Annotated in this window: 18 protein-coding genes; 17 read left to right on the top strand and 1 reads right to left on the bottom strand. The window is 51.5% G+C overall.

From position 1 onward, the window contains the following. Position 1: 1 nt before the first annotated feature. The 8 genes from rlmN (at position 2) to NK662_RS16780 (ending at position 6,781) form a co-directional block, all read left to right on the top strand. Positions 2-1,087, top strand: coding sequence for a dual-specificity RNA methyltransferase RlmN (gene rlmN, locus NK662_RS16815; RefSeq protein WP_254760103.1), 1,086 nt, complete (start codon positions 2-4; stop codon positions 1,085-1,087). A 4-nt stretch (positions 1,088-1,091) separates the two neighbouring features. Next, the gene (locus NK662_RS16810) at positions 1,092-1,844 is read left to right on the top strand and encodes a Stp1/IreP family PP2C-type Ser/Thr phosphatase (protein WP_254760102.1); all 753 of its coding nucleotides are present in this window, start codon (positions 1,092-1,094) and stop codon (positions 1,842-1,844) included. 8 nt (positions 1,845-1,852) lie between these two features. Then, on the top strand, positions 1,853-3,814 hold the full coding sequence (gene pknB, locus NK662_RS16805; protein ID WP_254760101.1) for a Stk1 family PASTA domain-containing Ser/Thr kinase: 1,962 nt from the start codon (positions 1,853-1,855) through the stop codon (positions 3,812-3,814). A gap of 20 nt (positions 3,815-3,834) precedes the next feature. Then, complete coding sequence (rsgA, locus tag NK662_RS16800) at positions 3,835-4,716, top strand: ribosome small subunit-dependent GTPase A (protein ID WP_254760100.1); 882 nt, start codon at positions 3,835-3,837, stop codon at positions 4,714-4,716. 3 nt (positions 4,717-4,719) lie between these two features. Then, the gene (gene rpe, locus NK662_RS16795) at positions 4,720-5,367 is read left to right on the top strand and encodes a ribulose-phosphate 3-epimerase (protein ID WP_254760099.1); all 648 of its coding nucleotides are present in this window, start codon (positions 4,720-4,722) and stop codon (positions 5,365-5,367) included. Between the two features lie 60 nt (positions 5,368-5,427). Further along, the gene (locus NK662_RS16790) at positions 5,428-6,066 is read left to right on the top strand and encodes a thiamine diphosphokinase (RefSeq protein WP_254760098.1); all 639 of its coding nucleotides are present in this window, start codon (positions 5,428-5,430) and stop codon (positions 6,064-6,066) included. Positions 6,067-6,136: 70 nt separating this feature from the next. Beyond that, on the top strand, positions 6,137-6,217 hold the full coding sequence (gene spoVM / locus NK662_RS16785; protein ID WP_034670092.1) for a stage V sporulation protein SpoVM: 81 nt from the start codon (positions 6,137-6,139) through the stop codon (positions 6,215-6,217). Positions 6,218-6,361: 144 nt separating this feature from the next. Continuing rightward, complete coding sequence (locus tag NK662_RS16780; protein WP_254760097.1) at positions 6,362-6,781, top strand: hypothetical protein; 420 nt, start codon at positions 6,362-6,364, stop codon at positions 6,779-6,781. A gap of 40 nt (positions 6,782-6,821) precedes the next feature. Here NK662_RS16780 and rpmB read toward each other — a convergent pair whose 3' ends face one another. Further along, positions 6,822-7,010: a 50S ribosomal protein L28 gene (gene rpmB, locus NK662_RS16775; protein WP_254760096.1), complete on the bottom strand. Its 189-nt coding sequence runs from the start codon at positions 7,008-7,010 to the stop codon at positions 6,822-6,824. 362 nt (positions 7,011-7,372) lie between these two features. Here rpmB and NK662_RS16770 point away from each other — a divergent pair, with 362 nt between their 5' ends. From NK662_RS16770 to fabG, 9 genes are all read left to right on the top strand, one after another. Continuing rightward, the gene (locus tag NK662_RS16770; RefSeq protein WP_254760095.1) at positions 7,373-7,735 is read left to right on the top strand and encodes an Asp23/Gls24 family envelope stress response protein; all 363 of its coding nucleotides are present in this window, start codon (positions 7,373-7,375) and stop codon (positions 7,733-7,735) included. Between the two features lie 35 nt (positions 7,736-7,770). After that, entirely contained in the window at positions 7,771-9,453 is a 1,683-nt protein-coding gene (locus NK662_RS16765) for a DAK2 domain-containing protein (protein WP_254760094.1), read from the top strand. 190 nt (positions 9,454-9,643) lie between these two features. Further along, positions 9,644-10,306: an L-serine ammonia-lyase, iron-sulfur-dependent subunit beta gene (gene sdaAB, locus NK662_RS16760; protein WP_254760093.1), complete on the top strand. Its 663-nt coding sequence runs from the start codon at positions 9,644-9,646 to the stop codon at positions 10,304-10,306. Positions 10,307-10,324: 18 nt separating this feature from the next. Next, positions 10,325-11,206 (top strand): L-serine ammonia-lyase, iron-sulfur-dependent, subunit alpha, encoded by an 882-nt coding sequence (gene sdaAA / locus NK662_RS16755; RefSeq protein ID WP_254760092.1) that lies wholly within the window; start codon positions 10,325-10,327, stop codon positions 11,204-11,206. 8 nt (positions 11,207-11,214) lie between these two features. Beyond that, positions 11,215-13,245 (top strand): ATP-dependent DNA helicase RecG, encoded by a 2,031-nt coding sequence (gene recG / locus NK662_RS16750; RefSeq protein ID WP_279664967.1) that lies wholly within the window; start codon positions 11,215-11,217, stop codon positions 13,243-13,245. 87 nt (positions 13,246-13,332) lie between these two features. Beyond that, positions 13,333-13,926: a transcription factor FapR gene (gene fapR / locus NK662_RS16745; protein WP_254760239.1), complete on the top strand. Its 594-nt coding sequence runs from the start codon at positions 13,333-13,335 to the stop codon at positions 13,924-13,926. Next, the gene (plsX, locus tag NK662_RS16740; protein WP_254760090.1) at positions 13,923-14,924 is read left to right on the top strand and encodes a phosphate acyltransferase PlsX; all 1,002 of its coding nucleotides are present in this window, start codon (positions 13,923-13,925) and stop codon (positions 14,922-14,924) included. Before fapR ends, plsX begins: the two co-directional genes overlap by 4 nt. A gap of 23 nt (positions 14,925-14,947) precedes the next feature. Next, on the top strand, positions 14,948-15,892 hold the full coding sequence (fabD, locus tag NK662_RS16735) for an ACP S-malonyltransferase (protein WP_254760089.1): 945 nt from the start codon (positions 14,948-14,950) through the stop codon (positions 15,890-15,892). Next, the gene (fabG, locus tag NK662_RS16730) at positions 15,892-16,632 is read left to right on the top strand and encodes a 3-oxoacyl-[acyl-carrier-protein] reductase (protein ID WP_254760088.1); all 741 of its coding nucleotides are present in this window, start codon (positions 15,892-15,894) and stop codon (positions 16,630-16,632) included. The genes fabD and fabG overlap by 1 nt, the downstream gene beginning before the upstream one ends. The last annotated feature ends 225 nt before the right edge of the window (positions 16,633-16,857 follow it).

The following is a 16,857-nucleotide window of genomic DNA, read 5'->3' as shown; positions in this document are numbered from 1 at the left end:
CATGGAAACAACAATCAGACAACAACGACCAGCAACAGAGAAGAAGCCATCTATTTACTCTTTGGAATTCCACCAGTTACAGGAGTGGCTGAAGGAGAACGGCGAACCGGCATTCCGGGCGGGGCAGCTGTTTGACTGGCTGTACAAGAAACGTGCGGCAGATTTTGCAGAAATGACGAACCTCGGAAAAGGATTACGTGAGAAGCTGTCGAATTCCTTTGACATCACCACGTTAAAAACGCTGGTGAAGCAGGTGTCAGCTGACGGTACCATTAAATTTTTGTTTGAGCTGTACGATGGCTATTCCATTGAAACGGTATTGATGCGCCATGAATACGGCAATTCCATTTGTGTCACGACACAGGTCGGCTGCCGGATCGGCTGCACGTTCTGCGCCTCCACCCTGGGCGGATTGAAGCGCAACCTGGAAGCAGGAGAGATTGTGGCACAGGTTGTGGAAGTGCAGCGGGCGCTGGATGAAACAGAAGAACGTGTCAGCTCCGTTGTCGTAATGGGAATTGGCGAACCGTTTGATAATTATGATCATCTGATGACGTTCCTGCGCACAGTGAACAGCGACAAGGGGCTTCATATCGGAGCGCGCCATATTACAGTGTCAACAAGCGGAATCATTCCAAAGATTTATAAGTTTGCTGAGGAACAAATGCAAATTAATTTTGCGATTTCTCTGCACGCGCCAAATACAGAGCTGCGTTCCAAGCTGATGCCGATCAACCGGGCCTACAAGCTGCCGGATTTAATTGAGGCAGTGCGCCACTACACAGACAAAACAGGCCGCCGCGTTACGTTCGAGTATGGACTGTTCGGCGGGGAGAATGATCAGGATGAGCATGCGGAAGAGCTGGCCCGGCTGCTGAAGGGACTGAAGTGCCATGTGAACTTGATTCCGGTGAACTACGTGCCGGAACGGAATTATGTGCGCACACCGCGCGAGCAAATCTTCCGCTTTGAGAAGATTTTGAAGGAACGTGGCATTAACGTGACCATTCGCCGGGAGCAGGGGCATGACATTGATGCAGCCTGCGGGCAATTGCGTGCAAAGGAGCGCAAAGAGGAGACGAGGTGAGCGCATGAGAACCGTGTTTCTTTCCGATCAGGGGAAGGTGCGGACGCACAATGAAGACTGTGCGGGTGTATTTCGCAATTTAAACGGCGATATTTTGGCCGTAGTGGCGGATGGCATGGGAGGTCATCGGGCTGGTGATGTAGCCAGCTCGATGACCATTCAGCTATTTGCAAGCTATTGGGAGCAAACCTACAGCATGGATACACCCAAAAAGGCGGAGGGCTGGCTGCACAATCATGTGCAGATTATTAACGAGAGACTGTTTAAGCATGCCGGTGACCATGAGGAGTGCCAGGGAATGGGGACAACCATCGTAGCCGCGATATGCACGGAGCAATTTGTGACCATCGCGCATATCGGGGACAGCCGCTGCTATGTACTGTCTGATGAAGTGCTTTCACTTGTCACAGAGGATCATTCTCTTGTTAATGAACTGGTGCGTCATGGGGAAATTACGAAAGAAGATGCCGAGTCACATCCGCGTAAAAATGTACTGCTGCGCGCGCTTGGAACGGAACAGCAGGTGCAGGCTGATTTGAAAACGCTGATTTTAGAGCAAGGCGATATGCTGCTGTTGTGCTCCGACGGGTTATCAAACAAAATATCTGCAGAGCAAATGAAGCAGGTTTTGCTGTCAAATCAGGAGATGGAGCAAAAGGGCCGGCAAATGATTCAGCTCGCAAACGACCATGGCGGTGAGGACAACATCACACTCGTGATTGTTGACTATTTTGACTCGGCGCATGAAGGCGGGTGACGTGCAAGGTGATGATTGGAAGAAGGCTGAATGACCGCTATAAGCTGATGCAAATGATTGGCGGCGGTGGCATGGCCAACGTCTACTTAGCGCATGACGGTATATTGGACCGCGATGTGGCCGTTAAAATTTTGCGTCTGGATTACGCGAACAACGAGGAATTTATTAAACGTTTCCACCGGGAAGCGCAGTCGGTCACAACTCTGTCCCATCCGAACATTGTGAACATTTATGATGTCGGGGAAGAGGATGGGATTTACTATCTTGTCATGGAATATGTGCCCGGACAAACATTAAAGCAATACATACAGCAGGCAGGGATGCTGCCTGTAGAAAAAGCGCTCGATATCATGGAGCAGTTGACATCGGCGATGGCGCATGCCCATCATTTCGCGATTGTGCATCGTGACATTAAGCCGCAAAATATTCTGATCCGTGACGATGGCGTCGTGAAGGTGACGGATTTCGGCATCGCAACGGCCACCAGCGCGACGACCATCACGCATACGAACTCTGTGCTGGGCTCTGTGCATTATTTGTCTCCCGAACAGGCACGAGGCGGTGTAGCGAATAAAAAGTCTGATATTTACTCGCTCGGCATTGTCATGTTTGAATTGTTAACTGGCCGGCCGCCTTTTTCCGGCGAGTCAGCCGTTTCCATTGCGCTCAAGCACCTGCAGCATGAAACACCATCGCCAAAACGCTGGAATCCGGCCATTCCGCAGAGCGTGGAAAATATAGTTTTAAAAGCGACAGCCAAGGACCCGTTTCACCGCTACGACTCAGTGGATGAAATGCGGGAGGCTGTGGTGACAGCTTTGTATCCGGAAAGGGCAAATGAACAGCGTTTTCATATTCCGGAGGATGAGGATGCCACGAAGGCAATTCCGATTATCAGGCACGATACCATCGTGCCAAGCGACAGCGAGGAGACGATTGTCTCAACAGGAAAGCCTGAAGAGGTAAAGAAAAGCAAGCCTGCCAAGTCAAAGAAGAAACGGCTGGTGCTGCTGCTGACAGCCATTTTTCTCTTACTGGGTGTAAGCGGGGTATTGGCGCTCACCGTTGTACCCGGCTTTTTCATTCCGAAGGATGTGACGGTGCCGGATGTCTCCGGCATGAGCTACGAGAAGGCGCTCACTGTCATTACCAGCAAGGGATTGAAAGTGGCCTCCTCCTCGCCGCAAATTGTCTATACCGAGGATGTAGAGGAAGGCAAAGTGATTGGGACAAAGCCGGATGCGGGCCGGCAGGTGAAGGAAAACAGCGAGGTAGCCATTATTCAGTCAGGCGGCAAGCAAAAGAAAAAGATGCGGAATTTAGTGGGGCAGCAGTATAGTGAAGTAAAGGATGAGCTAAAAGCGCAGTATAAAGAAGTGCTGACTTACTATACGAACAATGACCGGCCAAAGGGGGAAATTCTGGAGCAGGTGCCTGCTGCTGACCAGGAAGTCATTGAGAAGGAGCAGGAGGTGCGCCTGTGGATTAGTGACGGGCCCAAACGTACCGCCCTCTCGGATTTTTCAGGATGGACGGAAAATAGCGTGCGAAGCTACGCTGCCGATAAGAAACTGAAGGTGGAGGTAAGCCAGGAATACTCGGAAACGCTGGAGAAGGGTCTTGTGCTGTCACAATCGCCAAAGGCGGGGGCGCAGCTGAAGGAAGGCGACAGCTTTACCATTGTCATTTCTGCCGGACCAAAGGAAAAACCGCCGAAGACCGTTACAGTGACTGTGCAGGTGCCGTATGAACCGGTGAAGCCGGAGGATGCGGGTAAGCCGCAGAAGATTGAAGTGTATAAGGAAGATATGGAACATACGATGTCAGAGGCAGTTGAGACGAGACCGATTTCCGCGACAACTTCCCTGTCCATCGACCTTATTATTCCGTATGGAAAGAAAGCGCGTTATAAGATTGTAAGAGATGGCGTAACCATTCTGGAAAAGGAAGTTCCGTATCCAGCTGATTGAGTCAAGCAGGGAGTGAGTGTATGCCAGAGGGCAAAATCATCAAAGCATTGAGCGGATTTTATTATGTAGCGCATGATGGCGAAATTACGCAGTGTCGCGGAAGAGGTGTGTTCCGCAAAAATAAAATTACTCCGCTTGTCGGCGACCAAGTTGTATTTCAGGCGGAAAATTCCACTGAAGGATATATTTTGGAGGTGGCTGAGCGCAAGAATGAGCTCGTCCGTCCGCCTATTGCGAACGTGGATCAGGCCATTCTTGTCTTTTCAGCGGTTGAGCCGGGTTTCAGTCCGGTTCTGCTGGACCGCTTTCTCGTATTGATTGAATTTAACTTCATTAAACCGCTGATTGTAATCAGCAAAATGGACCTCGCTGATCATGCAGCAGCGGAAGAAATTGAACGATATGCATCAGAATATCGAAAAGCCGGCTATGATGTGCTGTTGACATCAGCTGAGGCTGCCGACGGTATCGACAGCCTCCGTCCGTTTTTGGAAGGGCGCATTTCTGTTGTAGCGGGACAATCCGGCGTCGGCAAATCTACGCTGCTGAATATGCTTCGTCCGGACCTGGAGCTGAAAACGAGCGGAATATCTTCACATCTGGGGCGCGGGAAGCATACAACCCGCCATGTAGAGCTGATTGAAATTGGCGGAGGGCTTGTTGCTGATACGCCGGGTTTTAGTTCACTGGAATTCACCGAGCTTGAGGTTGAAGATATGACAAGGTGCTTCCCGGAGTTCTTGGAGCGCAGCGAATTCTGCAAGTTCCGCGGCTGCACGCATCTGTCAGAACCGAAATGTGCTGTCAAGGATGCTGTAGAAGCGGGGGATATTCCAAAGTACCGCTATGAGCACTACACCGAATTTGTTCAGGAAATTAAAGATAGAAAGCCGAGGTACTGATATATGGTAAAGATTGCCCCCTCCATTCTTTCGGCGGATTTTGCCAAATTGGGAGACGAAATTAAAGATGTGGAAAAAGGGGGGGCGGATTACATTCATGTTGACGTGATGGACGGACACTTTGTGCCTAATATCACGATTGGTCCGCTGATCGTGGAAGCAATCCGCCCAATCACCTCGCTGCCCTTGGACGTCCACCTTATGATTCAGCAGCCGGACAGCTACATTCCGGCATTTGCAAAAGCGGGAGCAGATATCATTACCGTGCATGCGGAAGCATGCCCGCACCTGCATCGGACAATTCAGTTGATTAAGTCGCACGGCATTAAAGCGGGGGTTGTATTGAATCCGCATACGCCGGCTTCTGTCCTTGAGCACGTTTTAGATGAACTGCATATGGTGCTGCTCATGACGGTGAATCCAGGCTTTGGCGGCCAGAAGTTTATTCATGCTGTGCTCCCGAAAATACAGCAAGTCGCTGCTATGGTTGCCGAACGCGGTTTGGACGTTGAGATAGAGGTGGACGGTGGCGTAAATGCCGGAACAGCGCGTCTATGCGTGGAAGCCGGCGCCAATGTTCTGGTGGCAGGCTCAGCTGTTTATAATGAAAAAGACCGTGGGGCGGCAATCCGTGCCATCCGCGGGGAATGAAGTATATACATGAAGGCTGTCTCCGAGCGGGAGGCAGCCTTTTTGACAGGAGGAGTCATCATGATGATTCATTTGTTGGCAGGAGGGCCGCAGGACCATCATCCTGATCTGCGGCGCTATAATAGCACAGGCGTGGTCTGGGCAGCTGCGGACCGGGGCGTGTACCATCTGCTGCAGCTCGGCATTCAGCTGGCTGCGGCCTTTGGAGATTTTGATTCTGTTACAGATCAGGAGCTGTCTTGGATGCAGAAACGTTCTGAGCTGCAGCTGCTGCCGCGCGAGAAGGACGAGACGGACTTGGAGATTGCCCTCGGCTGGGCGCTGGCGCAAAAGCCCGCCGGAATCCGGATTTTTGGCGCGACCGGCGGACGGCTGGACCACAGTCTGGCGAACATACAATTGCTGGTAAGAGGGCTGGAGCAAGGGGTTCCCATCACCCTGGCGGACCGGCAAAATGAATTGTCACTGAGACAGGCAGGCCGGCATACAATTCAAAGGGATGACGCATTTCCCTACGTGTCCTTCTTGCCGTTTACCGGTGTGGTGGAAGGGCTGACACTGGAGGGGTTTAAATATCCGCTTACCGCAGCCGCAATCCGGCCTGGGTCAACTTTATGCGTCAGCAATGAACTCGCTGCTGAAAAAGGTACTTTTTCTTTTGAGAGCGGCATATTAATGGTGGTAAGAAGCAGGGATTGACAGCTTGCCGCATGCAATCATACATGAAATCTGGTGATGAAGGACTTGGGAGTAGGAGGGAAACCAAATCATGAGATTTTACACGATTAAATTACCGAAGTTTCTTGGCGGCCTTGTGAGAGCGATGTTAAATACCTTCAAAAAGGGTTGAAGCACCAGGTTTGGTGCTTTTTCCTTTTTCTTGAGTGGCTGTGGGCTGGCGGTTAAATCTCATGGGAGTTCCTGGATTTGGAGGAAGTATCGTTATATCACGGAGAATGGGATTCGGGGGATACTAGGCTTGAGGTGGTGTAAGATGATTCGAGCTATTTTGCTGTCAATTTGTATCCTATTCGGCATAATGTCCCCCGTGTCAGCTGCAGGCCAGGTTGAAATTTTTGACCTGTCCAAGGAGCAGGTGGTGAAAAGGGTTCCCATGCAGCCTGAAATGCGGCGGGAGGCCCTGTCTTATATAAAGGAAATTACTGCTGTGTATCCAAATGTAAAACCGATTCCAAGGAAGGGCTATATCATCCGCGTGCCCCTTCAGCCTCCGGCAGCTGTTGAGAACAGCTGGGTAAAGACGAGAATTGACGAGGTGTTCATCATCAGCTCTGGGGATGCTCCCCCGGTGTTGTTCTTCTTCAATGAAAAAAATCAGCCGTACTTTTTCCTGTTCAACGGGGATGTACAAAAGCTTTGGCAGCTGCTGCAGTTCCAGCCGGCAGGAGAATAAGCGCAAAATAAAAAGAGTCCTGCGGAGGACTCTTTTATCATTAAACGCGTTCGATCTTGCCAGATTTCAATGCTCTAGCGGACACGTAAACACGCTTTACTTTGCCGTTGATAACAACGCGAACCTTTTGCAGGTTAGCGCCCCACTTGCGCTTTGTAGCGTTCATCGCGTGAGAACGGGAGTTGCCAGAACGAGCTTTACGCCCAGTAATTGCACAAACACGAGCCATTTCTATTTCCCTCCTAACTTACATCAGCATTACAATTTTCATTGTCAGTCTTTGAGAGATGCTGAAAACACTACTATAATTTAACACAGCTGTTTTCAGAATGCAACAGGATAAAATGAAGAACGCAAGAAAATTTCCTTGACATAACAGGGCGCTGCATGTTGTATAATAACAATGGACAACTTTGTTCAAGAAGCCGACATGGTGCCATGTATGAAGCAAAAAGTGCTGGCCGACAAGCGTACATCCTTACTTTCTCAGCAGAAGCGCGGTAGGGGGATTGGTGTTTTCCCTGAAAACAGTATATGATAAGGAATAGGCAGTCTAGCTCGCTTTGACCACTTACAAAGGGGGAAAAACAAATGTCAATCGAAATGAAAACGCAGTATGGACAAATTGATATCAGTACCGATGTAATCGCGACCATCGCCGGCGGTGCCGCTGTAGATTGCTACGGCATTGTTGGAATGGCTTCCAAAAATCAGCTGAAGGATGGACTGACAGATATTTTGCGCCGCGAGAATTTCACACGGGGCGTGGTGGTTCGGACAGAGGATGCTGAGGTACATATTGATATGTATATCATTGTAAGCTATGGCACAAAAATTTCGGAAGTGGCACATAATGTGCAGACGAAAGTAAAATATACGCTGGACCAAACAATGGGGCTGGCAGTTGATTCGGTAAACATCTATGTGCAGGGAGTCAAGGTGACCAACCTGTAAGACGAACTTGTGATGTGCAATAAGGAGGAAGGTCTGTGTCAATCAAGCAAATTGATGGGAAGCGTCTGGCGCAAATGATTTTGCAGGGTGCGGGTAATTTAACAAACAATGTGAAACTTGTGGACGCCCTGAACGTTTTCCCTGTTCCAGATGGCGATACAGGTACAAATATGAATCTGTCCATGACGTCAGGGGCGAGAGAAGTGCGCAATAACCCGGCCGATCATGCGGGCAGGGTGGGGGCCAGTTTGGCGAAAGGGTTGCTCATGGGCGCCCGCGGCAACTCCGGAGTGATTCTGTCCCAGCTGTTCCGCGGTTTTGCCAAATCCATTGAGCAGAAGGCCGTGCTGACAACAGCAGACTTCGCGCTCGGGCTGGAGGCTGGTGTGGAGACAGCCTATAAGGCTGTTATGAAGCCAATTGAGGGAACCATCCTGACAGTGGCAAAAGACACTGCCAAGAAAGCAGTTGTTCTTGCAAAAAAGCACGAGGATTTCGTGCCGTTTATGGAAGAGGTCGTCAAGGAGGCCAATGCATCCCTCGACCGCACACCTGATTTGCTTCCCGTGCTGAAGCAGGTTGGCGTTGTGGATAGCGGTGGAAAAGGTCTTTGTGTCGTATATGAAGGCTTTTTGGCGGAGCTGAAAGGGCAAACAATCGTTTCTGCAGCTCCAGTGGAAGCGCCTGTGCAGCAGAAAGAGTATCATAATGTGCAAAGCCAGCTGAGCACGGAAGACATTCAATATGGCTACTGCACGGAATTCATGGTGAAGCTGGATACGGAAAAGCTGAAGCAGCATCCATTCTCGGAGCAAACATTCCGCGAGGATATCAGTGCGTACGGTGATTCCCTGCTCGTTGTAGCAGATGAAGAGCTTGTAAAGGTTCACATTCATGCCGAGCATCCGGGCGATGCAATGAACTATGGGCAGCGCTACGGAAGTTTGATTAACATCAAGATTGAGAACATGCGGGAGCAGCATACGCATTTGCTGCACTCTGATGAAGAGGTCGCGGCTGTCTCTGCAGCAGACCGTACAGTCAGCGAAGCGCGCGAAAAAGCTCCGTACGGCATCGTAACAGTGGCAATGGGCTCTGGAATTAAGGAACTGTTTGAAAGCATCGGTGCTTCCCAGGTCATTGAGGGCGGACAGACCATGAATCCGAGCACAGAGGATATTGTAAAGGCGATTGAAGCGGCCCATGCTGAGAAGGTTATCGTATTGCCGAACAACAGCAACATCGTAATGGCGGCGCAGCAGGCAGCTTCTGTAGCTGAGGTGGAGGTTCTTGTTGTCCCATCCAAGACTGTGCCTCAAGGCATGGCAGCTGTGCTGGCTTTCAATCCGGCGAACAGTCTGGAAGAGAACGAGCATGTGATGAAGGCGGCTTTGTCCCGTGTGAAGACAGGACAAATCACGTACGCGGTGCGCGATACAGAACTCGATGGTGTGAATATTAAGAAGGACGACTTCATGGGCATTGCGGACGGCAAAATTGTGGCGACAGACAGTGCCGAGCTGGAAGCGGCGAAGAAGCTGCTTCTTGCTATGGTCGATGAGGACGCAGAAATTGTAACTGTGCTTCAGGGCGAGAGTGTTTCAGACGAAGAGCTGGAGGAACTGGTTGCTTTCATTGAAGAGCAGTTTGGGGATGTTGAGGTTGAAACTCATAAAGGAAATCAGCCGCTGTATTCCTATATCTTTGCAGTGGAATAATGGAGAGGAGATTTGCCGGACGGCAAATCTCTTTTTTTTCTGTTAACAAACGGAACAGTTCCCGCTATACTTAGTAAGGTATAGAAAGCGCTTTCATCCTATGTTAGATTTTGGCTTATCGGCAATTTGCTTTGCAAATGCTGCTTCTTATGATGTAATTAATTCTGTAAAGCAGCCAAGGGGGAGAAGTATGAAATACAAATCCGTTTTTGATATTATTGGTCCTATTATGATTGGGCCGTCCAGCTCGCACACGGCGGGTGCAGCCCGCATCGGCCGGGTGGCGCGTACGCTGTTTGGCAAGCAGCCGACTGAGGTGCGCGTGTCTCTGTACGGTTCTTTCGCCCAAACGTACAAAGGCCATGGTACAGACGTAGCCATAATTGGCGGTATTCTGGATTTCGACACATATGATCCGCGCATTCCGACATCTATTGTGCTGGCGGAGGAAGCGGGCATGTCGGTTGTATTTATTGAGGAGGATGCCGTGACAGACCATCCGAATACCGCGCGTATTTGGATGACGGATGGACGGGAGGAACTGGAGATCGTGGGCATTTCCATTGGCGGCGGAAAAATTGAGATCACAGAGCTGAACGGCTTTGAATTGAAGCTGAGCGGTATGCATCCGGCTATCTTAGTTGTGCATAACGATCGATATGGCACCATTGCCTCTGTAACAAATATTTTAACGAAGCATCGGATTAATATTGGACATATGGAAGTATCGCGCAAGGAAGTTGGTAAATTGGCACTGATGGTCATTGAGGTGGACCATAATATTGAAGATGCCGTGATTGCCGAAATTCAATCGCTCCCGAATATTACCCAAGTAACACGTATGATAGAATAGAAGAAGGACGGTGCAGGAATGTTTCGAAATGTGGCGGAGTTAGTAGAATTGGCGGAAGGGCAAGGCATCACAATTGCTGAAGTAATGATTCGGCAGGAAATGCAGGTGACAAACTCATCCCGGGAAGCGGTTTTGGAGCGGATGGGCCGCAATCTCGATGTAATGGAGCAGGCGGTGGAACGGGGACTGCGCGGGGTGCAATCTGTATCCGGGCTGACGGGAGGAGATGCGGTTCTGCTGCAGCGTTATATTCAAAGCGGCAAGGCGCTCTCAGGCGAACTGCTGCTGGATGCGGTCAGCAAGGCAGTCGCAACAAATGAAGTGAATGCAGCCATGGGGACCATTTGCGCGACGCCGACAGCCGGTTCGGCCGGGGTTGTTCCGGGCACGCTGTTTGCTGTAAGAAACAAACTGAACCCGACCCGGGAGCAGATGATTGCGTTCCTCTTCACAGCGGGCGCCTTCGGGTTTGTCGTAGCCAATAATGCTTCTATTTCCGGCGCGGCAGGGGGCTGCCAAGCGGAGGTTGGTTCCGCCAGCGGCATGGCTGCAGCTGCCATTGTGGAGCTGGCCGGCGGCACGCCGCAGCAGGCGGCAGAGGCGATGGCCATTACCTTGAAGAATATGCTGGGTCTTGTATGCGATCCGGTTGCCGGGCTCGTGGAGGTGCCATGTGTAAAACGGAATGCAATGGGTGCTGCCAATGCCATGGTGGCAGCCGATATGGCACTGGCTGGCATCACAAGCCGCATCCCATGTGATGAAGTCATTGATGCCATGTACAAGATCGGGCAGACCATGCCGGTCGCTTTGCGTGAAACCGCACAGGGCGGGCTGGCAGCGACGCCAACGGGCAAGCGGCTTGAGGCGAAAATTTTTGGGGTGACGTTAGGAAAGTGAGTGAGAGTATGCAGGCTGTAACAGAATTGAGAGGTGTCGGCGCCGAAACGGCGGAGCTCCTGCATGAGATGGGCATTTACACAATCCGTGATTTGATTGAATATGTTCCTTATCGGTACGAGGATTATGCCATGCGGGATTTGGCCGAAGTGAAGCACGATGAACGAGTGACGGTTGAGGGGAAAATTCATAGTTTGCCGGTGCTGCAGTATTATGGAAAGAAAAAATCCCGTTTAACCTTCCGTGTTCTGGTGGACCGCTACCTGATCAATGTGGTCTGCTTCAACCGGCCCTATTATAAGGATAAAGTCCTCATTGATGAAACAGTTACAGTTACGGGGAAATGGGACCAAAGCCGGCAGACCATTGCAGCCACAGAAGTGAAATTTGGACCTGTTGTGCGCCAGCAGGAGCTGGAGCCGGTCTATTCTGTCCGCGGGAAAATGTCCGTGAAGCTGATGCGCCGCTTAATCGGGGCTGCGCTGCAGAGCGGCATGGATGTAGAGGATGTGCTGCCGGAGGGGCTGCGGCAGCGGTATCGGCTGCTGCCGCGGCTGCAGGCATTGCGTGCTTTGCATATGCCTGTCAGCCAGGAGGAAATCAAGCAGGCGCGGCGCCGGGTTGTGTATGAGGAATTTTTCTTGTTCCAGCTGAAAATGCAGGCGCTTCGGAAGGTGCAGCGCGAGCATTCCGCAGGTGTGAGCAAGACCTATGATGAGGCGGCGCTGCAGGAATTTACTGCCAGCTTGCCGTTTCCGCTGACAGGAGCCCAGCAGCGGGTCGTCAATGAGATTTTACAGGATATGTCCTCTCCCTACCGGATGAATCGGCTCTTGCAGGGGGATGTCGGGTCAGGGAAGACGATTGTTGCCGCAATCTCTTTGTATGCTGCGAAGCTGTCAGGCTGCCAGGGAGCTTTAATGGTTCCCACAGAAATTTTGGCGGAGCAGCATTTCCAGTCGCTGCAGGACATCTTTGCCAGAGTTGATGTGACGGTTGAGCTGTTGACAAGCTCGGTGAAAGGAGCGCGCCGCCGCGGGATTTTGGAGCGCTTGGAGGCGGGAGAGGTGGATGTGCTGGTCGGCACACATGCCTTGATTCAAGATGAGGTAAACTTCCACCGCCTTGGTTTGGTCATCACCGATGAACAGCATCGCTTCGGTGTATCGCAGCGCCGTGTGCTGCGGGAGAAAGGGGAAAGCCCGGATGTTCTTTTCATGACAGCAACCCCGATTCCGCGTACGCTGGCAATCACCGCATTTGGGGAAATGGATGTATCCGTAATTGATGAAATGCCGGCCGGCCGGAAAAAAATTGAGACGTACTGGGCAAAGCATGATATGTTTGAGCGCGTGCTGTCATTTGCCGAAAAAGAGCTGCAAAAGGGCCGGCAAGCATATGTGATTTGTCCGCTTATTGAAGAGTCTGAAAAGCTGGACGTACAAAATGCCATTGACCTGCACAGTATGCTGACCTTCCATTTCCGCGAAAAATGCCGGATCGGCCTTATGCACGGCCGATTGTCCGCGCAGGAAAAGGATGCGGTGATGCGGGAGTTCAGCGAAAATCAAGTGCAGGTGCTTGTTTCCACCACTGTCGTAGAGGTTGGAGTGAACGTGCCGAATGCGACTGTAATGATTATCTATGATGCGGAGCGCTTTGGTCTGTCGCAGCTGCATCAGCTGCGCGGGCGTGTCGGGCGCGGCAGCGAGCAGTCCTATTGTATTCTGATTGCCGATCCGAAATCCGAGGTGGGCAAAGAGCGCATGAAAATCATGACGGAAACAAATGATGGCTTTGAGCTGTCTGAGAAGGATTTGGAGCTGCGTGGGCCCGGGGACTTTTTTGGCAGCAAGCAGAGCGGACTGCCGGAATTTAAGCTGGCTGATATGGTGCATGACTACCGGGCGTTGGAAACGGCCAGGACGGATGCGGCAGTGCTCGTTGCATCGCAGGCATTTTGGGAAAGTCCGCAGTATGAAGCCTTGCGCTCCTACCTGGAGCAGTCCGGTGTATTCCAAAGCGAGAAGCTTGATTAGAAGCAGAAGCAGCAAAGTTTTTGTTGCATTCTGCTTTTTTCGCTTATATACTACTGTTAGTACCTAGTCATAAAACGGATGGGGCACATACATATGCGAAGAAATAAGAAGGAAAGACAGCGATTGCTGCAGGAAACGATTACTGAAAATCCATTCATCACAGATGAGGAGCTTGCAGAAAAGTTTCAGGTCAGCATCCAGACAATCCGTTTGGACCGGCTGGAGCTCTCCATCCCGGAATTGCGGGAGCGGATCCGGCATGTGGCAGCCAAGCGTTTTGATGAAAATGTAAAAGCGTTGCCGCTTGAAGAAGTCGTCGGCGAAATCATTGATATGCAATTGGATCAGCACGGCATTTCCATCCTGGAAATCGGCCCGGAGCATGTATTCAAGCGCAACAATATCGCCAGGGGGCATCACCTGTTTGCCCAGGCGAACTCACTGGCTGTGGCGCTGATTAATGAAGAGCTTGCGCTGACGGCAAAAGCAAACATTCAATATGTGCGTCCCGTCAGGCTCAAGGAACGGGTTGTAGCAAAAGCAAAAGTGCTTGATATAGAGAATGATAAAGGCAGAACGGTCGTCGAAGTAAAGAGCTTTGTCGGCACAGAAGTAGTGTTTACCGGGACATTCGAAATGTACCGGTCCAACAAAATGGATGAGGAAGGTAACAGCATATGAAAATTGCAATCGATGCCATGGGCGGCGATCATGCGCCGAAAACAGTGGTGCTTGGTGCGGAAAAAGCAGTTGCCGCATTTCCTGATTTAAAAGTGACTTTAGTTGGAAAAGAAGAGGAAATTCGGAAGTATCTTACGAAAGAAGAACGTATTACGATTATTCATACAGACGAAGTGATTGAGGCGACAGACGAACCGGTGCGGGCGGTGCGCCGCAAGAAGACGGCTTCCATGGTGCTGGCAGCGCAGCAGGTAAAGGAAGGGCAGGCAGATGCCTGTATTTCAGCCGGCAACACGGGTGCGTTAATGGCGGCCGGGCTGTTTGTGGTGGGACGTATCTCCGGAGTGGAACGTCCGGCATTGTCCCCGACGATGCCGACTGTGGACGGCAAGGGCTTTGTTATGCTAGACGTGGGTGCCAATGTGGACGCGAAGCCGGTGCACCTGTACCAGTACGCGGTGATGGGAAGCATTTACGCGGAGAAAGTCCGCGGTATTGCAAGCCCGCGCGTGGGACTGCTGAACGTCGGCACAGAGGACGGCAAGGGCAATGACCTGACAAAGCAGGCGTTTCAGCTGTTAAAGGATTCCTCCCTGAACTTTGTAGGCAATGTGGAAGCGCGGGATCTGCTGCAGGGTGTTGCGGATGTTGTGGTTTCCGACGGCTTTACCGGCAATGTGGCATTAAAAGCGATTGAAGGGACAGCGATGTCTGTATTCTCCATGCTGAAAAAGCAGCTGACAAGCTCATTCACGAGCAAGCTCGCCGCAGGAGTGCTGAAGCCGAAACTGCTGGAGCTGAAGAATCAAATGGATTATTCCGAGTACGGAGGCGCTGCATTGTTCGGCCTGCAGGCGCCGGTCATTAAGGCGCATGGTTCATCAGACGCACAAGCTATTTTCAGTGCCATCCGCCAGACGCGGGAAATGGTGCTGGGCGGTGTAACACCGACCATCACAGCAGCGATCCAAGAGACAGCGCTGCAAACAGAAGAATAAGAATATACGAAGGAGGAATGGACGTGGGGAAAATCGCATTTGTCTTTCCGGGACAGGGCTCACAGGCAGTCGGCATGGGCAAGGAGCTCGCCGGCTTCCATGAAGAGGCCGCGGCAATCATCCGCCAAGCAGATGAGGTGCTCGGAGAGTCTCTTTCTCAGCTCATGTTCGAAGGGCCGCAGGAGCAGCTGACGCTGACAACGAATACACAGCCGGCGCTTTTGACAGTAAGTACGGCAATTCTGGAGATTTTAAAGCAGCACGGCATCCGGCCTGATTATACAGCGGGCCACAGCCTCGGTGAATACAGTGCACTTGTTGCGGCGGGGGCGATGTCTTTCGCTGACGCGGTATATGCAGTCCGTAAGCGCGGCGAATATATGGAAGAAGCGGTTCCAAACGGAGAAGGCGCGATGGCGGCCATCCTTGGTATGGATCCGGCGCTGCTTCGCGATGCAACAACTGAAGTGACAGCGGAAGGACACCCTGTACAAATTGCGAATATGAACAGCAAGCAGCAAATTGTCATCTCAGGAACGAAGACGGGCGTGGAGCTTGCATCCCAAAAGGCAAAGGAAAACGGGGCGAAGCGGGCCATTCCGCTTCGGGTAAGTGGCCCATTCCACTCCTCCCTGATGCAGCCTGCGGCAGAAAAGTTCCGTGCTGTGCTGGAGGGTATTGAAATCCGGAATCCGCAAATTCCGGTGATTGCCAACGTGACTGCCGATGTTGTGGCAGACAGTGCGGACATTCGGGAAAAGCTGGTGCAGCAGCTGTATTCCCCGGTGCTCTGGTATCCGTCTGTGGAACGGATGGTGGAGCTTGGTGTAGATACAGTGGTGGAAATCGGACCGGGCAAGGTGCTTGCAGGGCTGATGAAGTCCATTGCCCCTGGCGTAAAAACATATGCAATCTATGATGAAGCAACGCTGCAGGATACGATTGCCAAATTGAGAGGAGAAGGCTGATGCTGAACGGACAAGTTGCAGTTGTAACGGGTGCATCCCGCGGAATTGGACGGGCTGTTGCGCTTGAACTGGCAAAGCAGGGCGCGAAGGTTGTCGTGAACTATGCCGGCAACGAAGCGAAAGCAAATGAAGTGGTGGATGAGATTAAACAGCTCGGCAGTGAAGCCATTGCCGTAAAAGCGGATGTAGCGAACGGGGAAGAAGTGACGAACCTCATAAAGCAAGCCGTTGATACCTTCGGCAAGATTGATATTCTTGTAAATAATGCAGGCATCACAAAAGACAACCTGCTGATGCGGATGAAGGAAGATGAGTGGGATGCAGTCATCAACACCAACCTGAAGGGCGTGTTTCTCTGCACGAAGGCAGTGTCCCGCTATATGACGAGACAACGCTCCGGCCGGATCATTAACATCGCTTCCGTTGTCGGTGTCATGGGCAACCCCGGCCAGGCAAACTATGTAGCTGCCAAAGCCGGCGTAATCGGCCTGACAAAGACGGCGGCCAAGGAGCTTGCCTCCCGCAATATTACTGTGAATACGGTGGCGCCGGGCTTTATTGTAACGGATATGACCGATGCTTTGCCGGAAAATGTGCAGCAGGAAATGTTGAAGCTGATTCCATTGGCTAAATTTGGGCAAGCTGATGATATCGCTCATGCGGTGACATTCTTGGCTTCCGAGAAGAGCGGCTATATTACAGGCCAGACATTGCATGTGAACGGCGGTATGGCAATGTAACAACCGGCTGGCTCCCTTCTGGAAGCTGAGCGAGCCGGTTGCGCTTTTCTGTAATTGTCCAGCTGCGAGGGCTGGCAACAGCCAGGGAGAACCTGCCCGCATAAAAGGCAAAAAGTGCCTGTTAGCGGCCAGAACCTCCCTTCTGGAAACTGAGCAAGCCCTCTCCGCTTTTCTGTAATTCCACCTAGTTTTTTTAGAGGATATCTACTATAATGACTTGAGGGG

It is taken from the genome of Ectobacillus ponti (assembly GCF_024294785.1).
In the GTDB taxonomy this organism is placed as follows: domain Bacteria; phylum Bacillota; class Bacilli; order Bacillales; family Bacillaceae_G; genus Ectobacillus; species Ectobacillus ponti.
Note: the sequence above shows the minus strand (reverse complement) of the source record. Positions and strands in the feature narration are given on the sequence as shown.